The sequence below is a fragment of the Neisseria elongata subsp. elongata genome, from assembly GCF_900113545.1.
Lineage (GTDB): Bacteria > Pseudomonadota > Gammaproteobacteria > Burkholderiales > Neisseriaceae > Neisseria > Neisseria elongata.
This window is the reverse complement of record NZ_FOPS01000004.1, coordinates 1-20,636: the sequence shown is the minus strand read 5'-3', so window position 1 is coordinate 20,636 and position 20,636 is coordinate 1. Positions and strand designations below refer to the sequence as shown.

General features: G+C 54.9%; 12 protein-coding genes and 1 pseudogene. 7 read left to right on the top strand and 6 right to left on the bottom strand.

The window, feature by feature from the left end; genetic code table 11:
• Positions 1 to 11: 11 nt before the first annotated feature.
• From lepA to BM261_RS04835, 5 genes are all read left to right on the top strand, one after another.
• Positions 12 to 1,805: a translation elongation factor 4 gene (lepA, locus tag BM261_RS04855; RefSeq protein WP_074896206.1), complete on the top strand. Its 1,794-nt coding sequence runs from the start codon at positions 12 to 14 to the stop codon at positions 1,803 to 1,805.
• On the top strand, positions 1,806 to 2,861 hold the full coding sequence (lepB, locus tag BM261_RS04850) for a signal peptidase I (protein ID WP_074895741.1): 1,056 nt from the start codon (positions 1,806 to 1,808) through the stop codon (positions 2,859 to 2,861).
• A gap of 149 nt (positions 2,862 to 3,010) precedes the next feature.
• Positions 3,011 to 4,057 carry an ADP-glyceromanno-heptose 6-epimerase gene (gene rfaD / locus BM261_RS04845; protein WP_074895738.1) on the top strand — a complete coding sequence of 349 codons (1,047 nt, stop codon included), beginning with the start codon at positions 3,011 to 3,013 and terminating at the stop codon, positions 4,055 to 4,057.
• Positions 4,058 to 4,210: 153 nt separating this feature from the next.
• Positions 4,211 to 4,960, top strand: a complete 750-nt coding sequence (gene rlmB / locus BM261_RS04840; protein WP_070452737.1) for a 23S rRNA (guanosine(2251)-2'-O)-methyltransferase RlmB — start codon at positions 4,211 to 4,213, stop codon at positions 4,958 to 4,960.
• A gap of 206 nt (positions 4,961 to 5,166) precedes the next feature.
• Positions 5,167 to 7,347, top strand: a complete 2,181-nt coding sequence (locus BM261_RS04835; protein ID WP_074895736.1) for a malate synthase G — start codon at positions 5,167 to 5,169, stop codon at positions 7,345 to 7,347.
• 72 nt (positions 7,348 to 7,419) lie between these two features.
• Here BM261_RS04835 and BM261_RS12365 read toward each other — a convergent pair.
• From BM261_RS12365 to BM261_RS04815, 5 genes and pseudogenes are all read right to left on the bottom strand, one after another.
• Positions 7,420 to 7,633: pseudogene (locus tag BM261_RS12365) on the bottom strand (aminotransferase class I/II-fold pyridoxal phosphate-dependent enzyme); the annotation flags it as partial.
• A gap of 60 nt (positions 7,634 to 7,693) precedes the next feature.
• The gene (locus tag BM261_RS04830; protein ID WP_074895733.1) at positions 7,694 to 8,887 is read right to left on the bottom strand and encodes an amino acid aminotransferase; all 1,194 of its coding nucleotides are present in this window, start codon (positions 8,885 to 8,887) and stop codon (positions 7,694 to 7,696) included.
• A gap of 343 nt (positions 8,888 to 9,230) precedes the next feature.
• A complete protein-coding gene (gene acnB / locus BM261_RS04825) occupies positions 9,231 to 11,816 on the bottom strand; it encodes a bifunctional aconitate hydratase 2/2-methylisocitrate dehydratase (RefSeq protein WP_074895730.1) in 2,586 nt (861 codons plus the stop codon).
• Between the two features lie 331 nt (positions 11,817 to 12,147).
• Positions 12,148 to 12,966, bottom strand: coding sequence for an RNA methyltransferase (locus BM261_RS04820; RefSeq protein ID WP_074895727.1), 819 nt, complete (start codon positions 12,964 to 12,966; stop codon positions 12,148 to 12,150).
• A gap of 60 nt (positions 12,967 to 13,026) precedes the next feature.
• On the bottom strand, positions 13,027 to 14,181 hold the full coding sequence (locus BM261_RS04815) for a TolB-like translocation protein (protein WP_074896203.1): 1,155 nt from the start codon (positions 14,179 to 14,181) through the stop codon (positions 13,027 to 13,029).
• 185 nt (positions 14,182 to 14,366) lie between these two features.
• Here BM261_RS04815 and BM261_RS04810 point away from each other — a divergent pair, with 185 nt between their 5' ends.
• Positions 14,367 to 15,155: an inositol monophosphatase family protein gene (locus tag BM261_RS04810; RefSeq protein WP_074895724.1), complete on the top strand. Its 789-nt coding sequence runs from the start codon at positions 14,367 to 14,369 to the stop codon at positions 15,153 to 15,155.
• Positions 15,156 to 15,505: 350 nt separating this feature from the next.
• Here BM261_RS04810 and pqiB read toward each other — a convergent pair whose 3' ends face one another.
• Entirely contained in the window at positions 15,506 to 17,131 is a 1,626-nt protein-coding gene (gene pqiB / locus BM261_RS04805) for an intermembrane transport protein PqiB (RefSeq protein WP_074895722.1), read from the bottom strand.
• Positions 17,132 to 17,489: 358 nt separating this feature from the next.
• On the opposite strand from pqiB, the gene BM261_RS04800 reads away from it, so the two are divergent.
• Positions 17,490 to 20,636: TonB-dependent receptor domain-containing protein (locus tag BM261_RS04800; protein WP_074895719.1), on the top strand; the 3,147-nt coding region annotated here is incomplete at its 3' end.

Genomic DNA, 20,636 nt, shown 5'->3' with positions numbered 1-20,636 from the left:
TAGCGAACCAAATGAAAAATATCCGCAATTTCTCCATCATCGCCCACATCGACCACGGCAAATCCACCCTCGCCGACCGCTTCATCCAATTCTGCGGCGGCTTGGAAAACCGCGAAATGAGTTCGCAGGTTTTGGACAGCATGGACATCGAAAAAGAGCGCGGCATCACGATTAAGGCGCAAACCGCCGCGCTGAACTACAAAGCCAAAAACGGCGAAACCTACCTGCTGAACCTGATTGACACCCCGGGACACGTCGATTTTTCCTACGAAGTGTCGCGCAGTCTGTCCGCCTGCGAAGGCGCGCTGTTGGTGGTGGACGCATCGCAGGGCGTGGAAGCGCAAACCGTGGCCAACTGCTACACGGCGATTGATTTGGGCGTGGAAGTCGTGCCCGTGCTGAACAAAATCGACCTGCCCGCCGCCGACCCCGACCGCGTGGCGCAGGAAATCGAAGACATCATCGGCATCGACGCGGTGGGCGCGGTCACGTGTTCCGCCAAATCCGGCTTGGGCGTGGAAGACGTGCTGGAAGAAATCGTGGCCAAAATCCCCGCCCCCGAAGGCGATGAAGACGCGCCGCTGCAAGCCGTGATTATCGACTCGTGGTTCGACAACTATGTCGGCGTGGTGATGCTCATCCGCGTGAAAAACGGCCGTCTGAAACTGAAAGACAAAGTACGCTTCATGTCCACCAAGGCCGAAAGCCAAGTGGAACAGCTTGGCGTGTTTACCCCGAAATCGGTAAACAAACAAGAGCTTAAAGCAGGCGAAGTGGGCTTTTTGATTACCGGCGTGAAAGAGCTGGGACAGGCCAAAGTGGGCGACACGGTAACGCTGGTGCAAAACCCCGCTTCCGAGCCGCTGCCCGGCTTCAAAGAAGTGCAAAGCCAAGTGTTCGCCGGCCTGTATCCCGTGGAAAGCCACGATTACGAAGCCCTGCGCGACGCGCTGGAAAAGCTGCAACTTAACGACGCTTCGCTGAAATTCGAGCCGGAAGTCTCCCAAGCATTGGGCTTCGGCTTCCGCTGCGGCTTCTTGGGCTTGCTACACTTGGAAATCGTGCAGGAACGCTTGGAACGCGAATTCGACATGGATTTGATTACCACCGCGCCGACTGTCGTTTACGAAGTGATTTTGAAAAGCGGCGAGAAAATCGACGTGGAAAACCCGTCCAAACTGCCCGACATCGCCACCATCGACACGATTATGGAGCCGATTATCACCGCCACTATCCTCGTGCCGCAGGATTATGTCGGCAACGTGATGACGCTGTGCAACCAAAAACGCGGCGTGCAGCGCAATATGCAGTACATGGGGCGGCAGGTGATGCTGACCTACGATTTGCCGATGAACGAAGTGGTGATGGATTTCTTCGACAAACTCAAATCCACCTCGCGCGGCTATGCTTCTTTGGACTATGAATTTAAAGAATTTATGCCGTCCGACCTCGTAAAACTGGATATTATGGTGAACGGCGACAAAGTAGACGCGCTGAGCCTGATTGTGCACCGCCAAACCTCCGTGCAACGCGGCCGCGAACTGGCGGCGAAAATGCGCGAACTCATCCCGCGCCAAATGTTCGACATCGCCGTGCAGGCTGCCATCGGCGGGCAAATCATCGCCCGCGAAAACGTGAAGGCGCTGCGCAAAAACGTATTGGCGAAATGTTACGGCGGCGATATTACGCGTAAGAAAAAACTGCTGGAAAAACAAAAAGCCGGTAAAAAACGCATGAAACAAGTGGGCAATGTGGAAATTCCGCAGAGCGCGTTTCTGGCGATTTTGCAGGTGGGGGACAAATAAATGAATATCTATCTGATCGGCGCACTAATGGCCTTAATTGTCGGCATCGGCCTGTTTGCAATCAGCAGCAAAGAGCGGGGCGAAAACGGCGAATGGAGCGACGGCCTGCAATGGGGTTATCTCTTGACCATGATCGGCATATTCGGCTTGCTGGCGTTCAAGATGAGCTTTACCGCCGTATTGCTGGTGTTTGTCGTATTTACCGGCGCGATTTGGCTGTGGCGCAAGCTGTCTTTCAAACCCGGGCAGACGACCACGGTGGATGAAAAAGGACAAAAGGTGTTGAGCGGCACCTTGGATGACGAAAACCATTTCCGCGATTATATGTCCGGCTTTTTTCCGATTATCCTGACCGTATTTATACTGCGTACCTTCATTGCCGAACCGTTTCAGATTCCGTCCAGCTCCATGCGCCCGGGCCTGGTGAAAGGCGACTTTATCTTAGTCAACAAGTTTGCCTACGGCATCCGCATGCCGATTATGAATAATGTGTTAATCGATACCGGTACCATTCAGCGCGGCGACGTGGTGGTCTTCAATTATCCCTTGGAGCCGGAAACCAATTACATCAAACGTGCAGTCGGCATTCCCGGCGACGTGGTGGAATACAAAAACAAGGTATTGACCGTGAACGGCCAGCCCGTACCGCAAACGGCAGCGGGCAACTACGAATACCCCGAAGACGAAAATCCCGCCCTAACGCATTCGTCCGAACGCTTTCAGACGGCCTTAAACGGTAAAAACTTCGACATCCTTCTGGATGAAGGCCAGCCGTCGTTCAATCCCGAAGGATTGCTGCGTTACCTCAACGTACTGATGCCGGAGAAAAATTATCAAAGCAGCGGATTGAAAGAGTTTTGCCAATATGCCGAAGACGGCAGTGCCTTTACCTGCAAAGTGCCCGAAGGCCGCTATTTCATGATGGGCGACAACCGCGACAACAGCGCGGATTCCCGCTACTGGGGTTTTGTCGATGACAAACTTATTGTCGGCAAAGCGTTTTTCATCTGGATGAACTTGGGCGACTTCGGCCGCATCGGCAACAGCGTGAACTAAAACCGAACCGCCCTCCCGAACAGAGGCCGTCTGAAATCCTTCTTTCATCCCGAATAAGGATTTCAGACGGCCTTTTTAGCGGATATTTCGGCCTGCCTGCCTTTGGTTTACAATAACCACCTTTCAGACGGCCTGTATAAGGAAACAACATGACCATCATCGTAACCGGTGCCGCCGGCTTTATCGGCAGCAACATCGTCAAAGGATTGAACGCGCGCGGCATCAGCGACATCGTGGCGGTGGATAACCTGAGCAACGGCCAGAAATTCAAAAATCTGGCCGACTGCGACATCGCGCATTATCTCGACAAACACGAATTCATCCGCCAAGTGCGCGAACATCTCTTTCCGTTTGACGACATTGAAGCCGTATTCCACGAAGGCGCGTGTTCCGACACCATGAACCACGACGGCAAATACATGATGGACAACAACTACCAGTACACGCTCGACCTCTTGGACTGGTGTCAGGACGAACGCATCCCCTTCCTCTACGCCTCCAGCGCGGCCGTTTACGGCAAAGGCGAAACCTTCCGCGAAGAGCGGGAATTGGAAGAACCGCTGAACGTCTACGGCTATTCCAAATTCCTGTTCGACCAAATCGTCCGCCGCCGCATCGAAGAAGGGCTGACCGCGCAGGTGGCCGGTTTCCGCTATTTCAACGTATACGGCATGCGCGAACAGCACAAAGGACGCATGGCTTCCGTAGCCTTCCACCACTTCAACCAATACCGCGAGCAAGGCTATGTCAACCTGTTCGGCGGTTACGACGGCTATCCCGAAGGCGGCCAAAGCCGTGATTTCGTCAGCGTGGAAGACGTCGTGAAAGTGAACCTGTTCTTCCTCGACAACCCCGAAAAATCGGGCATTTTCAACCTCGGCACAGGCCGCAGCCAGCCCTTCAACGACTTGGCCGCCGCCACCGTCAACGCCTGCCGCGCCGCCGAAGGCAAAGACCGCCTGCCGCTGGAATCGCTGATCAAACACGGCCTAATCCGCTACACCGAGTTTCCCGACGCGCTCAAAGGCAAATACCAAAGCTTCACCCAAGCCGACATCACCCGCCTGCGCGACGCGGGCTATGAACAAGAATTCCTGACTGTGGAACAAGGCGTGGACCGTTATGTGGACTGGCTGTTCGAACACCATTCCCCACTGCAAAGTTGCCCAAAAAGCAAGAATCGGTCTAGCTTTTAGCATTTAAAACAAGAGATGATGGAAACCGTTTATCCATAACCTATCCATGCAAACGGCAAAAAGGCCGTCTGAAACACCGTTTTGGCTTTTCAGACGGCCTTCCCCATTGCGGCAGCCTGCTATAATCCCGCCTTTCAAACCGAAAGACCCAGCATGGCCAACCAACGCTTAATCTACGGCTTCCACGCCGTCAACGCCCGCCTGTGGCAAAACCCGAAATCGATTACCGAACTCTACGTCCAAGAAGGCAAAAACGATGCCCGCACGCGCGATGTGTTGGAAAAAGCGGCAAACGAAAACGTGCGCGTACACTTCGCCGACGCCGACCGCCTCAACGCCATCAGCAAAGGCGCGCGGCATCAGGGCGTGGTCGGGTTTATCGACGCTTCCAAAAACCACGTCCACCTCGAAGACGTATTGGAAAACCTGAGCGAACCGCCGTTGCTGTTGATACTCGACGGCATCACCGACCCGCACAACCTCGGCGCGTGCCTGCGTACCGCCGACGCAATGGGCGTACACGCCGTCATCGCGCCGAAAGACAAAAGCGCGGGACTGAACGCCACCGTCAGCAAAGTCGCCTGCGGCGCGGCGGAAACCGTCCCCTACATTACCGTAACCAACCTCGCCCGCACCCTGCGCGAGCTGAAAGAATACGGCATCTGGATCATCGGCACCGACATGGGCGGCGACGCCGACCTCTACCATTGCGACCTGCCCGACAGCGCGGCATGGGTGATGGGCAACGAAGGCGAAGGCATGCGCCGCCTGACGCGCGAGCATTGCGACATGCTGGTGTCGATACCCATGTTCGGCACGGTCGAAAGCATGAACGTCTCCGTCAGCGCGGGCATGGTGTTGAGCGAAACGCGCCGTCAGCGAGTGCTGAAAGCCGAAAGATAAAAGATTAAACTAAGCAAAAGGCCGTCTGAAAATCAACTTTCAGACGGCCTTCGGTGTTCCAAATGTAAGAAAACAAAATCCGACACCGAAATCGATTGTAATTAAATAATTTTCAGACGGCCTACTTTTATCCATTGAAAAATAGTGTTAAGGTTGCATGGCGTCATCGCGATGTTTCATAAGAACAATATTTTGGAGAATTTATCATGGCATACAACTATATCCCCGCAGCCGGCCTGCAAATCGACAACCACCTCTACCGTTTCATCACCGAGCAAGTCCTCCCGTCCCGCCCCGACATACAGGCCGAGGCATTTTGGCAGGGCTTTGCGGAACTCTTGGCGGAATTCGCGCCGCGCAACCGCGCCCTCTTGGAGAAACGCGATGCCATCCAACAACAAATCGACGACTGGCACAAACAAAACGGAGCCGCAACCGATGCCGCCGCCTACCGCGCCTTCCTGAAAGAAATCGGCTATCTGGTCGAAGAACCCGCGCCGTTTAAAATCGGCACGCAAAACGTTGATCGGGAAGTGGCCGAGCAGGCAGGCCCCCAACTGGTCGTCCCCATCAACAACGCCCGCTACGCCCTCAATGCCGCCAATGCCCGCTGGGGCAGCCTGTACGACGCACTGTACGGCACGGATGCCATCGACCAAAGCGGCGATTTGGCCGCAGGCAAAGCCTACAATCCGAAACGCGGCGACGCCGTCATCACCTTCGCCCGCAACTTCCTCGACCAAAGCATCCCGCTGGCGCAAGGCAGCCACCGCGACGTATCCGCCTACCGCGTAGAAGGAGGCCGTCTGAAAGCCAAGCTGAAAGACGGCGGCGAAAGCAGCCTGCAAACGCCCGAACTCTTCATCGGCTACAACGGCGATGCAGAAGCACCCTCCTCGCTCCTCTTTCTGCACAACGGCCTGCACATCGACATCCTCATCGACAAAAACAGCCCGATAGGCAGCCAAGACCCTGCCGGCATAAAAGACATCATCCTTGAAGCCGCCCTTTCCACCATCATGGACTGCGAAGACTCCGTGGCCGCCGTAGACGGAGAGGACAAAGCACTGGTATACGCCAACTGGCTCGGCCTGATGAACGGCACACTGACCGAAGAAGTGGAAAAAGGCGGCAAAACCTTCACCCGCAAACTGAATGCAGACCGCGGATACACCAAACCCGACGGCAGCGGCAGCTTCACCCTGCCCGGCCGCTCGCTGCTCTTCATCCGCAACGTCGGCCACCTGATGACCACGCCCGCCGTATTGGATGCCGAAGGCAAAGAAATTCCAGAAGGCATCCTAGACGGCGTGATGACCGCCCTCATCGCCCCGCTCGACCTGAACCGCAGCGAAAACAAAAACAGCCGCAGCGGCAGCGTTTATATCGTCAAACCCAAAATGCACGGCCCGGAAGAAGTCCGCTTTGCCGACGAACTGTTTGCCGCCATCGAAAAACTGGCCAAACTGCCGCCGAAAACTCTGAAAATGGGCATCATGGACGAAGAACGCCGCACCTCGGCCAACCTCGCCGCCTGCATCCAAGCGGCTTCCGACCGCGTCGTCTTCATCAATACCGGCTTCCTCGACCGCACCGGCGACGAAATGCACACCTCCATGCAGGCGGGCGCGATGATACGCAAAGGCGACATGAAAGCCAGCAAATGGATTGCCGCCTACGAAGCCGGCAACGTCCAAACCGGCCTGCAATGCGGCCTGCCCGGCAAAGCCCAAATCGGCAAAGGCATGTGGGCGATGCCTGATTTGATGGCGGAAATGCTGAAACAGAAAATCGGCCATCCGAAATCCGGCGCCACCACCGCATGGGTGCCCTCGCCTACCGCAGCCACCCTGCACGCCATGCACTACCATCAAATCAACGTATTCGACGTACAGCGCGAACTGGCCGCCCGCCCTGCCGCCGATTATCTGGACGACCTGCTCACCATCCCCACAGCCGCCGACACCAACTGGACGGAAGCGGAAAAACAACAGGAATTGGACAACAACTGCCAAGGCATCTTGGGCTACGTCGTCCGCTGGGTGGAACAAGGCGTGGGCTGCTCCAAAGTGCCCGACATCCACAACGTCGGCCTGATGGAAGACCGCGCCACACTGCGGATTTCCAGCCAGCACATCGCCAACTGGCTGCTGCACGGCATTGTCAGTGCCGAACAGGTCCGCACCACTTTGGAGCGTATGGCTGCCGTGGTGGACAAACAGAACGAAGGCGATCCGGCCTACACCCCCATGGTCGGCCGCTTCGATACCTCCCCCGCCTTCCTCGCTGCCTGCGACCTGATTTTCAAAGGCACCGAGCAGCCCAACGGCTACACCGAACCGCTGCTGCACCACTGGCGGCGCGTAGCGAAAGCTGCGGCGGAATAATCGTTTAGCAGCCTTTCCATGAATAAGAGGCCGTCTGAAAATGTTTTCAGACGGCCTCTTAATTATCCGTAATTACAGCACTTTCACAACGCTTTCACACAGATAGTCAATATTGCCGGTTAATGTCCGCAACGTTGATGCGGCCGGAACGCACGGCATAAATGGCAAATTCGCTTTTCAGACGGCCTCTTGCCCAAGGTATCAAACCGCAGAAGGAAAACATGCCGTTTTGCTTCACGATAAAGTCGAAATCCTGTTGCGCGCCTTTTTCTTTCAGCAAATTAACAAGCCAATCAACAAGAGGCCGTCTGAAAATGTTTTCAGACGGCCCCTTAATTATCCGTAATTACAGCACTTTCACAATGCTTTCACACAGATAGTCAATATTGTCGGCGGTAATGCCCGCAACATTGATGCGGCCGGAACGCACTGCATAAATAGCAAACTCGTCTTTCAGGCGGTCCACCTGTTCGGGCGTCAGGCCGGAGAAGGAGAACATGCCGTTTTGCTTCACGATAAAGTCGAAATCCTGTTGCGCGCCTTTTTCTTTCAGCAAATCGACAAATTTCTGCCGCATTTCCTTAATCCGCGCACGCATTTCGTCCAGCTCTGCCACCCATTGCGCTTTCAATTCCGTATCCTGCAGCACCATGGCCACCGTATTGCCGCCGTGCGATGCCGGATTGGAATACAGTGTGCGGATGATGGTTTTGACTTGGCTGAAGGCGCGGTTGGCCGTATCTTCATCGGCGGCCACCACGGTAAACGCACCCACGCGCTCGTTGTACATGCCGAAGTTTTTAGAATAAGAGCTGGCCACCAGCAATTCTTTATTCAGCTTGGCAAAAGCGCGCAAACCGTAAGCATCCTCTTCCAAACCGTGCGCAAAGCCCTGATAGGCGAAGTCGAACAGCGGCAGCCAGCCTTTTTCAGCCGACATTTTCGCCAATGTTTCCCATTGTTCGGGGGTCGGGTCGATGCCGGTCGGATTGTGGCAGCAACCGTGCAGCAGCACCACGTCGCCGGCTTCGGCTTGGGACAAATCGGCAATCAGGCCGTCCCAATCCAAGCCGTGCGATGCTTTGTCGTAATAACGGTAATCGCGGATATTGATGCCGACGGCTTTAAAAATGGCATTGTGGTTCGGCCAGGTCGGGGCGGAAATCCACACGTTTTTCGCACCGGTCTGACGTTTGACAAACTCGGCGGCGATGCGCAGCGCACCCGTACCGCCCAAGCTCTGCGCGGTTTTGGCGCGCTTGGAGGCAATGATTTCGCTGTCCGCGCCAAACAGCAGTTTTTGCGTTTCGGCGTTGTAGGCGGCCACACCGTCGATGGTCAGATAGTTTTTGCTGTTTTCATTGGCCAACAGGCGGGTTTCGGCTTCTTTCACCGCTTTCGGAATCGGGGTGTTGCCTTTAGCGTCTTTGTAAACACCGATACCCAAGTTCACCTTATTGCTGCGGGTTTCGGCTTTGAATGCTTCGCCCAAACCCAAAATCGGGTCGGCAGGCGCAGCTTCGATTTTATCGAAAAACATGACACGTCCTTTCTGTTTTGACTGGTTGGATAACCAAACGGTTATACTGCTAAGTTGTGTTAAAGGCAAGCTGTTTATATGCCGAAACAGCCTATTTCCGCACAATTTTCTTCACGCAATGAAAATAAGAACGGCACACCCTGTTTCATACATTTTTCAGACGGCCTTCCGGCATTTGAAGGCCGTCTGAAAATATTTTACTTCCACTGATTCAGCCCTTGCCTCTTACAAAAACGGCATTGTTTGCACCATAAAAAAACGGAATAGTCAAAACCATTCCGTTTTTTGTTTTCAGACGGCCTTTATAGATTTGGAGGCCGTCTGAAACCGTTTTATCAACCTATCAAATGTTCACCGTTTCGGCTACTTCGTTGTAGCTGTCGATTTCGTTGAAGTTCATGTAGCGGTAGATTTGGTCGCCCTGCTCGTTGATGATACCGATGTTGGCTTGGTATTCTTCAACGGTCGGGATTTTACCTAGTTTGGAGCAAATCGCCGCCAATTCTGCCGAGCCAAGGTAAACGAAGGTGTTTTTACCCAAGCGGTTCGGGAAGTTGCGGGTGGAAGTGGACATGACGGTTGCGCCTTCGTGTACTTGGGCTTGGTTACCCATACACAATGAGCAGCCCGGCATTTCCATACGCGCACCGGCGCGGCCGAGTACGCCGTAGTGACCTTCGTCGGACAACTCTTTCGCGTCCATTTTGGTCGGCGGCGCTACCCACAGGCGTACGGGGATGTCGCTCTTGCCTTCCAGAAGTTTAGAGGCAGCGCGGAAGTGGCCGATGTTGGTCATGCACGAACCGATGAACACTTCGTCGATTTTGGTGCCGGAACGTTCGGACATGAAGCATACGTCGTCCGGGTCGTTCGGGCAGGCGATAATCGGCTCTTTGATGTCGTCCATATTGATTTCAATCACGGCGGCGTATTCGGCATCTTTATCCGCTTCGAGCAATTCGGGGTTTGCCAGCCATTTTTCCATGGCTTTGATGCGGCGTTCCAGCGTGCGCGGGTCTTGATAGCCGTCGGCAATCATGTTTTTCATCAACACGACGTTGGATTTCATGTACTCGATAATCGGCTCTTTGTTGAGCTTCACGGTACAGCCGGCGGCGGAGCGTTCGGCGGATGCGTCGGTCAATTCAAAGGCTTGTTCCACTTTCAAATCAGGCAGGCCTTCGATTTCGAGGATGCGGCCGGAGAAGATGTTTTTCTTACCGGCTTTGGCAACGGTCAGCAAACCTTGTTTAATCGCGTAAAGCGGAATGGCGTTTACCAAATCGCGCAGGGTTACGCCCGGTTGCAGTTTGCCGCTGAAGCGTACCAATACGGACTCAGGCATATCGAGCGGCATTACGCCGGTGGCTGCTGCGAAAGCAACTAGGCCGGAGCCTGCGGGGAAGGAAATACCGATAGGGAAACGGGTGTGGCTGTCGCCGCCGGTACCGACGGTATCAGGCAGCAGCAGGCGGTTGAGCCATGAGTGGATCACGCCGTCGCCCGGACGCAGAGCCACGCCGCCACGGGTAGAAATAAAGGCGGGCAGTTCTTTATGGGTTCTCACATCGACAGGTTTCGGATAAGCCGCGGTGTGGCAGAAAGACTGCATTACCATGTCGGCAGAGAAGCCCAAACAAGCCAAGTCTTTCAACTCGTCGCGGGTCATCGGACCGGTAGTGTCTTGCGAGCCGACCGTAGTCATGCGCGGTTCGCAGTAAGTACCCGGACGAACGCCTTGTCCTTCCGGCAAACCGCAGGCGCGACCGACCATTTTTTGTGCTAATGTGAAACCGGCTTTGCTTTCGGCAGGTGCTTGAGGCAGGCGGAATTCAGTGGAAGCAGGCAGTTTCAGGGCTTCGCGCGCTTTGGCAGTCAGACCGCGACCGATAATCAGGTTGATACGGCCGCCCGCTTGCACTTCGTCCAGTAATACTTGGGATTTCAGGCTAAATTCGGCAACGGTTTCGCCGTTTTTCACAATTTTGCCTTCATAAGGCAGAATATCGACGACATCGCCCATTTTCAGTGCGGAAACATCGACTTCAATCGGCAGCGCGCCGGAGTCTTCTTGAGTATTGAAAAAAATCGGTGCGATTTTGCCGCCCAAGCAGACGCCGCCGAAGCGTTTGTTCGGTACGAACGGGATGTCTTCGCCGGTATGCCAAATAACGGAGTTGGTCGCAGATTTGCGTGAAGAGCCGGTGCCGACTACGTCGCCGACATAGGCAACCGGATGGCCTTTGGCTTTGAGTTCTTCCAACAATTTAATCGGACCGACTTCGCCCGGTTTGTCGGGAGTGATGCCGTCGCGCGGGTTTTTCAACATTGCCAGCGCGTGCAGCGGAATGTCGGGACGGCTCCACGCGTCGGGCGCAGGGGAGAGGTCGTCCGTATTGGTTTCGCCGTCAACTTTGAAGACGGTAACGGTGATTTTTTCGGGAACTTTGGCGCGAGAGGTAAACCATTCGGCATCCGCCCAAGATTGCAAAACTTCCTGCGCGTATTTGTTGCCTTTTTCGGCTTTTTCCTGAACGTCGTGGAAAGAATCGAACATCAGAAGCGTATGTTTCAAACCTTTGGCAGCGATTGGCGCGAGTTTGTCGTCGTCCAAGAGTTCGATTAAGGCATGAATGTTGTAACCGCCGAGCATCGTACCTAAGAGTTCGGTCGCATATTCGGGGGAAACCAACGGGCTGGATGCGCTGCCTTCGGCAACGGCAGCCAGGAATGAGGCTTTGACTTTGGCGGCATCGTCCACACCGGGCGGCACACGGTGGGCAAGCAGTTCGACCAGAAATGCTTCTTCGCCGGCCGGCGGGTTTTTCAGCAATTCGACCAAATCGGCGGTTTGCTGTGCGGTTAAAGGAAGGGCTGGGATGCCGAGTGCTTCGCGCTCGGCGGCGGCTTTGCGATAAGTTGCTAACATATTTTGTTCCTTTATGTGTTTTTCTTCTGAAACCATGCGGGATGTAGTCCGCAGTAGTGGCCGAACTATAAACCAAAATTTACAAAATAGGAATATGTGGGGCAGGGACTTTTACAGTAAAAAAGATGTTGATGAACGGGCATGCAGATGCCGTCTGAAAATTTCAATTTGACGGTTTGTTTGCCAAGCGGTATGGAAGATGCTCCGGTAGGGCTGATGCTGCCGCGATTTGGATGTTATATGCCAATACCGCAAGGAGGCCGTCTGAAAACCTGTTGGAAGGTTTTCAGACGGCCTCTTTAGTTTCGACAACGGCTGCGGGATGACGTTTTTATTCCCTATTTTTATCCAGGCGTTTTTTCACTGTATTGAAAAAACCGCGCAGGATGTCGATGTCTTCGGTTTCCGTGCCGGCGCGGGCAAACAGGTTTTGCAGGCGGCGGATGATGCGTTCGCCGTTGCGGCGGTTGAAAAAGCCGATGTCTTCCATCAGGCCCTGCATATGGGTGACCATGCCGCCGATTTGGGCATGGGTGGCGGTGTTTTTTTCCACTTTCAGATGTTCCATGCTGCTGTCGGTTTGGCTGTAGATTTCGTAGCACACGACTTGCACGGCCTGGGCGAGGTTGAGCGAGAAGTAGTCGGGATTGCCGTTGATGGTCATCAGGCGGTTGCAGGCTTGTACTTCTTCTATGCTCAGGCCGTAGGTTTCGTTGCCAAACACCAGCGCGGTTTGTTGTCCTGCTTCGGCTGCCGATAGAAGCTCGGGGGTCAGTGCGCGCGGGGTTTGCAGTTCGGCGGTCAGTTCGCGGCGGCGGCTGGTCAGCGCGCAGCTCAATACGGTGTCGGCAAGGGCTTCTTCCAGTGTGGCGCAAATGCGGGCGTTTTCCAGTACGTCGGCCGCGCCGGAAGCAAGGATGAAGCTTTCTTCGGGCAGTTTGAACGCCTGCGGGTTTGCAGGGTCGAACACGGGCGGCTCGGCGGTCATCGGGGTTTGCATCAGGTTGGGTGCGACGAGGGTCAGTTTGGTCAGCCCCATGGTTTTCATGGCGCGGGCGGCGGAGCCGATGTTGCCCGGATGGCTGGTGCGGGTGAGGACGACGTTGATGTTGGAGAGGTAGTCGGGGGCGGTGGGTTTGGTGTTCGGCATAGTGTGGTTTGCTGTATGTTTCAGACGGCCTCAAGTGGTCATGAGGCCGTCTGAAAAGGTTTAAGGTTGCAGGCGGAGTTTGCTTGCCCAGCGGGCTTCGGTCAGCATTTTTTCTTCCCCTTCCGCCGTGGCGTGCACGATGTATCGGCCGTTGGAGTAGATGATGCCGCCGTCCGGGCAGAGGGTGTAGGCCATTACGCCGGAGTGTAAAACCGTGCATCCGCCTTCGGGCGTGTATTTTACCAACTGCCAGCTTTTCGGAATGGCCGAGGGGTAGCGTTCGTTTTGCTCTTCTTTGTCGCGCCGGCGGCGTACTTTGACCAGATTGCCTTCGATAAAGCGTTCTTCTTCCGACTGTTGTTTGGACTTGGCCGGATTCGCGCCGGAGGTGCGCAGCGATTCGCCGCCGTAGCGTTGGCTGAAGAAATCGAGCCAGCCGAACATGGCTTTGAACAGTTTGAACGGTATCAGCAGGATGTCCCGCAGTATGTTGCCTTGTTTTTGCACTTCTTCGCGGTGCGGTTTGCGGATGCAGTAGAGGTTGCCCGCGTGGTCGGGCTGCGGCATGAAAAAGTCGTATTGTTCGTCGTGCAATACGGTTTCGAGTTCGCCGTCGGACAGGTTCAGGCGGTTGATGGAGCGGATGCTGTTCAGTGTGCCGTGGTCGGTGTAGGCCAGGCCGCAGGAGTCGTAATAAAGGATGTTGCCGTTTTTCGGATCGAAACAGGGGTTGCTGTCGCGGCATTCGCCTTCGGTAATAAACTGAAAACGGTTGCCCGAAAGCGGCATGACGGCCAGATGCCGGTCGCCGTAACAATCGCCGGCCAGCGACAATGCCAGGCGTTCGTGTGCCGCATCGTAAGCCATGTCGTATATCGTGCAGTCGGTATGCCGCAGCAGGAGGCCTTCGGCCTGCGCCAAGTCGTTAATCGGTTTGGCCTGTATCGCCGCACCGCCCTGCAATGTCGCACCGTACACCAGCCGGCCGTCGGCAGTACAGACCGAATCGCTCGGATGGATGTCCGACAAATCTAGCCCCTCCTGCCGGATGCCCATAAAGTCGGCGCCGCTGCCTTGGGTTTTCCATTCTTTTTTGCGGTGTATCTGTTTCAGGTTGCCGATATATTGCTCTACCGCCTGACACGTTACCGGCTCGCTGCGGCCGTCTGAAAAACGGTACAGACGTTGTTCCTGCATATAAAAAAGCGTGTTCATGGTTTCCTGCCCTGTCTGTTTTACCGGCGGGAAAAGGCGTATAATGCGCACTTTCCGCCTGCATGACGGATAAACCGCGCATTTTACGGCGCGTCCGGTTCTTTAACAATCGTTAAACGCGTCAGCCGCACAAAAAGCCTTTTTCAGACGGCCTTCCCGCCTCATTTCTCTATACAGGAATTTATATGAACCCGATTTTAAATACCGCCTTCAAAGCCGCGCGCAAGGCGGGCGACCTCATGATCCGCGCCTCCAAAGACTTGGGCAACATCAAAACCGACAGCAAAGCGTTTAACGATTTTGTTTCCGACATCGACCGCATGTCGGAAAACATCCTGATCGAAACCCTGCTCGAAGCCTATCCCCAGCACAAAATCACCGCCGAAGAAAGCGGCAGCCACGGCAATCCGAATGGCTCCTACGAATGGATTATTGATCCGCTCGACGGCACCACCAACTATCTGCACGGCCATCCACAATACGCCATCTCGATGGCACTGCTGCACAACGGCAAATTGCAGGAAGCTTTGGTTTACGCCCCCGAACGCAACGACCTTTACATGGCCTCGCGCGGTAAAGGCGCGCTGCTGAACGACCGCCGCATCCGCGTTTCCAGCCGCATCGACCTGCCGCAATGCCTGATCGGAACGGGTTTCCCCGTGGTAGACCAAAGCCGGACGGATACTTATCTGGCCATTTTGAAAGACTTTTTGTCGCAAACCGCCGGTGCGCGGCGCGAAGGTGCGGCCTCGCTGGACTTGTGCGCATTGGCCTGCGGCCGTTTCGACGGTTTCTTCGAATTCAACCTCAAGCCCTGGGACATTGCCGCCGGTGCGCTGATTGCCAGAGAAGCGGGCGCGGTGGTTACCGATATGACGGGCGAACAGGGTTGGCTGGAAAGCGGCGACATTGTGGCCGCCAACCCGAAAGTTTTGGCGCAAATGCTGCAAATCATCGGCAACCATATCGGTTAAGCCTGAAACGGTCAGCATCATTGAAGGCCGTCTGAAAACTCTTCTTCCGAGAGGAAAAGGGGGTTTCAGACGGCCTCATTCAATAGGCTAGCTGTCCGCATACGCCGGCCGTGCCGTACCTTCATTGCACTATAGTGAATTAAATTTAAATCAGGACAAGGCGACGAAGCCGCAGACAGTACAGATAGTACGGCAAGGCGAGGCAACGCCGTACTGGTTTAAATTTAATCCACTATAAAACCTGCCGTAAGCCGAGATGGCTACGGCGGGCACGGCGACGGGAAAAAATCAGGCCGTCTGAAAAAACCTCCCACAGGTTTTCAGACGGCCTGACTGTCTTTCCGACCGCATCAGCGGCCTTTGGGTATCGGATCTTTCTCCGAACGGTTGAAAATCAGCGCGTTCGGTTTTTCTTTTAACGTGTTGAGCACGGGTTGCGCGTCGCGCAGGGTTTGGTCGATATTGCGCAGGGTTTCCTGAACATCGCGGTACACCGGCGAGGAAGGCGAAACACCTTGCAATGCCTGCCGCAGTTCGGCCAGTGTTTTGTTCAATTCTGCCGGGATGGCCTGAGTTTGCGGTTTGGCCAGCAGGCTGTTGGCCGACTTCAGCGTGGATTTCAATTCGGCCAGGCTGCCGTTCAGTTCGCCCACTGTTTTATCCAACGGCAGTTTGTTGAATTTTTCCAACAGGTTGCCCAGCTGCGCCTGTAAATCGTCGAAACCGCCGCTGCGTGTGGCAATGACCGTCAGCCCGTTGTATTCGGCCATCGGTTTCAGCCGTTCTCCGTCCGAAGGTGCGTCGGTCAGTTCGATCATTTTGCTGCCCAACAGCAGGTTGTCGCTCGACAACGTGGCGTTCAGGCCGCCGTTTAAGGCCGTCTGAAAAGCCTTCTGCCAGTATTCGCGGCTTTCGCGGTCGCCGTTTTGCTCGATTAAATGCGGCTCTATCCGCAGGCGTACCGGGATCCAGCCGTTTTCAAACAGTTTCAGGCTGTCGCCGCTGCCGAAATAAGGCACGTCGGCCACGCTGCCCACTTTCACGCCTTTGTATTCCACCGGCGAACCGGCATTCAGGCCGCGCACCGATTGGCGGAAAAAGGCCGTGTAATACATGGCGCGTTCGCCCGGCAGGCGGTCCACTGCGGCGCGGTTGTTGTACAGCTCGAATTTTCCTTCCGCCTTGGCCGGAGGTGCGGCACGGTCGGGCGTGCGGAAGGTAATGGCACCGGAAATCAACGCCCCCAACGGCGCGCTGTCCAACTGGAAACCGCCGCCGTCGGCCTGAATACGGATGCCGCTGTCCAGCCAGAATTGGCTGCTGCTGTTGATTAAGCTGTCGTTCGGATGTTCGATAAACACGGTGTAGCTGACGCGGCGGCTTTCCGGATCGAATTTTGCGCTTTCTACCCGTCCGACGGGAAAGCTCTCATATACGACGGGTGCGCCCGTTTCCAGCATTTTGCTGTTCGCACCCGATAATTGCAGCCGCAAACCGTCCTGCGCCAGCGCGGAAATCGGCGGTACGTCGGCAACATCGAATGTATCTTTCGATTCCGCCGCCTTGCCCGGCATAAAGGCAATATACGAGCCGGAAACCAGTGTGTTCAGGCCGGAAATGCCGTTGCTGTCGATGCGCGGTTTCACCACCCAAAACTGCGTGTCGCTCCGCATCATATGTTTCACATCCGCATTGAGTTGTGCCGTCAGCTCTACGCCCTTACCGTCTTCACGCAGGCGGATCTTGGTTACTTTGCCGACATTCACGCTCAATACGCGAACCACCGTGTTATTGACTTCGATACCGTCCGCGCTATCAATATGCAGCGTAATTGTCGGCCCTGTGTTGCGGATGTGATCGAACAGCAGCCACCCGCCCACTAAAAAGGCTATCAGTGGCACCAGCCAGACAAAAGACGCGAAAGCATTCGTTTTTCGGATACGGGAAGGAACGGGAGACGGGGCTTGATCGGACATAGCGCGTTATAGGGACAAAAGAGGGGTAATTATGCCGCTTTGCCCCCGACATGGCAACGAAAAGGCCGTCTGAAACAGCATTTGAAATCTTCAGACGGCCTTTTTGCAATCAGAGACACAGCGTTTAGAACCACCATAAGTTCACAAATCTTAAGCTGCTCGCATCAATTTATATCAGCGGTAGAAAAATTGAATCATAAAATTTCAACTATTTGGATAACTGAAAACAAACTGCCGAATCAGTCGTATTTCGCATTTCGTTCTTAGAGATTTTTAATAATTGATGTGCAGTATCATTTGTATTAATATAATAAAATTCACATCTTAATTACTAAGGCTTAATAGAAAGGCCGCAGAAATGTCCCAAGCCAAATACAGCTTTCCCTTTCAGCCAAAAATTCTCGCCATCAGTCTTATCGGCATCTTGAACTCTCTACCGGCCCATGCAGACGATGCGGCGGATATCCCGTCCTCGAAAGTGATAGAAAGCAGCAATATCGAATCGCTCACCGTTACCGGTAAACGCAGTGCCGACCAAAAAGGTGCGGACGACGTGTTTTATAAAAACGTTTCCAGCGTCTACGCCGGCCGCGAATACCTCGAACGCTACCGCACGGATGCCGCCGGCGACGTGTTTAAAGGCTTAAACGGCGTGTACAACATGAACACCCGCAACGCCGGCAGCGCGATTACGCCCAATATCCGCGGCATCAGCGGCAAAGGCCGCATCCCCGTTACCATCGACGGCACGGAGCAGACCGTGGACGTGTGGATGAACAACTACGGCATCGCCGACCGCAATTATGTCGATCCTGCCCTGTTCCGCAGCATCACGGTGGAAAAAGGCCCGGCCATGACGCGCGGCGTGAAATCCGGCGTGGGCGGCGCGGTGTCCATCCGTACCATCGAGCCTGCCGACATCATCCCCGAAGGCAAAAGCTGGGGCGTGGAAGTAAAAACCGAGTTTTCCAATAATACTGCTGAGCCACTGCAAAAATTAAACGACTATTTGGGCAAAGACTACCGCACCTTGCCCGGCAATCCTACTGCCGATGGTGCAGCCGGCATGATGGATGGCGGTGTGGCTTTTTCCGGCCTGACTTTCTACGGTGCAGATAACGACAAGCCGCGTACCGGCAGTCGTTTTACCGAATTTAAAAACGACCGCAACTTACTGTTTTCCGCCGCCTTCAAAACCGATATTGCAGACGGCCTGATTGCCTACAGCGACCGGCGCAAAGGCACTTATTTCAGTGGCAAGCACGGTTTTGAAGGCTATCAGGGCAACAGCGTGCTCTCTGAAGACCCGCGTGCAGGGCTTTCCGAAACGCTGGTTCCCGACATGGCTGAACTCTACCGTCCGGGCGAACAAGTGCCCAACAGCAACGTGGCCAGCCGCAGCCTGCTTGTAAAAAACAACTGGTACTTGCCGCGCAACCAGCAAATCAACCTGCACTACATGGATACCAAAATCCGCTTTGGCGAGATAAATCCTTTTATCAATTCATTATTGCTTGGGTTCAGCGGATTGTGGAACAACACGACTCAGAAACGTTATGAAATCGTGCCGATACAAGGCATTGATTCCAATATCCACAGCCGTACCTACAAACTCGGCTACCAATGGCAGCCCGAAGGCAGCCGCTGGATAGACCTCAAAGCCGACTTATGGCGCGTCAACACCACCAGTATCCGCCACCAAAGCGGCGGCCCCGATTTGGCCGTGCCGTATGGCGATCCCAAATACGATGCCTGGGCGCGCTGCTTCCGCCACAATGTAGAGCCCGATCTTGCACAAGGCTACAGCTGCCAAGATTTGCTTAACGAAGGCTATAATGCCGACACCCCGCCCAATGATCCGCCCATTGTCGATGGCGCAAACATCGTATTTGCCGGTTCTCGCCAAACCACCAAGGTTTCCCGCACCGGCTTCAACCTCAGCAACCGCATGCGCCTGAACGACCAATTCAGCCTCACCCTTTCCGCCCTCCACCAATATGAAAAGCTGGATGAATCCAGCATTATGGCCAACAACGACAAAGACATCTTCGGCATCATGAATGCCGTAACCGCGCTCACCAAGCTTACCGGCCCGCGTGCCGGGCGGCGCAAAGAGTGGGGCGCACAATTGAGTTTCGACTGGCGACCGACTTCACGCCTGCGGATTGAGGCAGGCATCCGTTACGACCGCTTCTGGGCATTTGACGACGCACTCGCCCGTGCCCGTGCCCGCCGCGACCCCATCTACTCCGTTACCCAAGGTGGTGGCGCTGATAGTGTTATCAGCGGATTGGCATTACCCTATTTGCAAGTGATGACCCAAGAGGAAATCGATGCCTACAACCGCGCCCAAGTTGAGCTGCAAAACCGCCCGAACGATTGGGTAGAAATCTACCGCGACTTCTACCGCCGCCACGGCTTCTTCCCCGATGGCACCATTTCACGCCACAACCAAGACGGCAATACCAGCTATGTCGATAGCAACGACCAATTCCAGGATTTTGACGAAAGCCAAACCGTGCTCTACCGCCCGATGCCGGCCAGAATCTCGCACTACCGCGACCGGAAATTCAGCGGCCCCGTTTTCGAAAACGGCTTTTTTGAGCAGCGCGTGGAAAACCCACAGGGCAGGCAGGGCAGCTTCTACCGCCATCTGCGGGTTGAACCTGGAAGTTTTAACTATTGGTCGTCAAGCCGCGTGCTTGACATTACACATGACAGCTATAGACAAAGTATGTACACGGAAGGGGTAACGGATGGCAGCAATAATTCGGATTACCGCACCAAGCGGGGCGATATTGCCAGCACCGATATTGAGATGGAAGCGGAGCGTATCCATACCTATATCGACCGCAACAGCGATGCCAACTTCCCGCCGGTGAAGCGCATGAACGGCTCGGCCTGGTCGCCCATGATCGCCCTCAGCTACGACCTCACCGACAACGGCCGCCTGCACCTGCGCTGGGCGCAGATGACGCGCTTCCCCAGTATCTACGAGGCCACCAATATGTCTGCCGGCGCGGTATATAGCTACCCCATGCTGCCCTCGATCGACCTCAAGCCCGAGCGCAGCACCAACTGGGAGATCGGCTACAGCTACAACTTCGCCCCGCTGTGGAGCAGGTTGCGCGAAGGCGACGTGCGCCTCACCTATTTCTCCAATACCATCAAAAATGTGATCGACACCAACGAAAACAAAGATTTGATGCAGTACGACCGAAAAATTACCCAAGGCATCGAGCTGCAAAGCCGCCTCGATTTCGGCCGCTTCTTTATGTCGCTCGGCGGCACATACCGTTTAAAACAAGAAACCTGTGATGCCAACCTCTCCTTTGCCTACGATATTTTCTACAACAGCGCGCCCACCTGCATCGAAGGCGGCATCGGCGCCACCCGGTTCTACCAATCCATCCAGCCCAAATACTCCATTAATTTAGACTTGGGCGTGCGGCTGTTGGGCGAAAAACTCGAGCTCGGCATCCGCGGCATCCACCACAGCCGCCGC

Bases quoted from the DNA above. Each gene is read 5' to 3' on its own strand.
- lepA (WP_074896206.1), top strand. From the start codon at position 12: ATGAAAAATATCCGCAATTTCTCCATCATCGCCCACATCGACCACGGC.
- lepB (WP_074895741.1), top strand. From the start codon at position 1,806: ATGAATATCTATCTGATCGGCGCACTAATGGCCTTAATTGTCGGCATC.
- rfaD (WP_074895738.1), top strand. From the start codon at position 3,011: ATGACCATCATCGTAACCGGTGCCGCCGGCTTTATCGGCAGCAACATC.
- rlmB (WP_070452737.1), top strand. From the start codon at position 4,211: ATGGCCAACCAACGCTTAATCTACGGCTTCCACGCCGTCAACGCCCGC.
- BM261_RS04835 (WP_074895736.1), top strand. From the start codon at position 5,167: ATGGCATACAACTATATCCCCGCAGCCGGCCTGCAAATCGACAACCAC.
- BM261_RS04830 (WP_074895733.1), bottom strand. From the start codon at position 8,887: ATGTTTTTCGATAAAATCGAAGCTGCGCCTGCCGACCCGATTTTGGGT.
- acnB (WP_074895730.1), bottom strand. From the start codon at position 11,816: ATGTTAGCAACTTATCGCAAAGCCGCCGCCGAGCGCGAAGCACTCGGC.
- BM261_RS04820 (WP_074895727.1), bottom strand. From the start codon at position 12,966: ATGCCGAACACCAAACCCACCGCCCCCGACTACCTCTCCAACATCAAC.
- BM261_RS04815 (WP_074896203.1), bottom strand. From the start codon at position 14,181: ATGAACACGCTTTTTTATATGCAGGAACAACGTCTGTACCGTTTTTCA.
- BM261_RS04810 (WP_074895724.1), top strand. From the start codon at position 14,367: ATGAACCCGATTTTAAATACCGCCTTCAAAGCCGCGCGCAAGGCGGGC.
- pqiB (WP_074895722.1), bottom strand. From the start codon at position 17,131: ATGTCCGATCAAGCCCCGTCTCCCGTTCCTTCCCGTATCCGAAAAACG.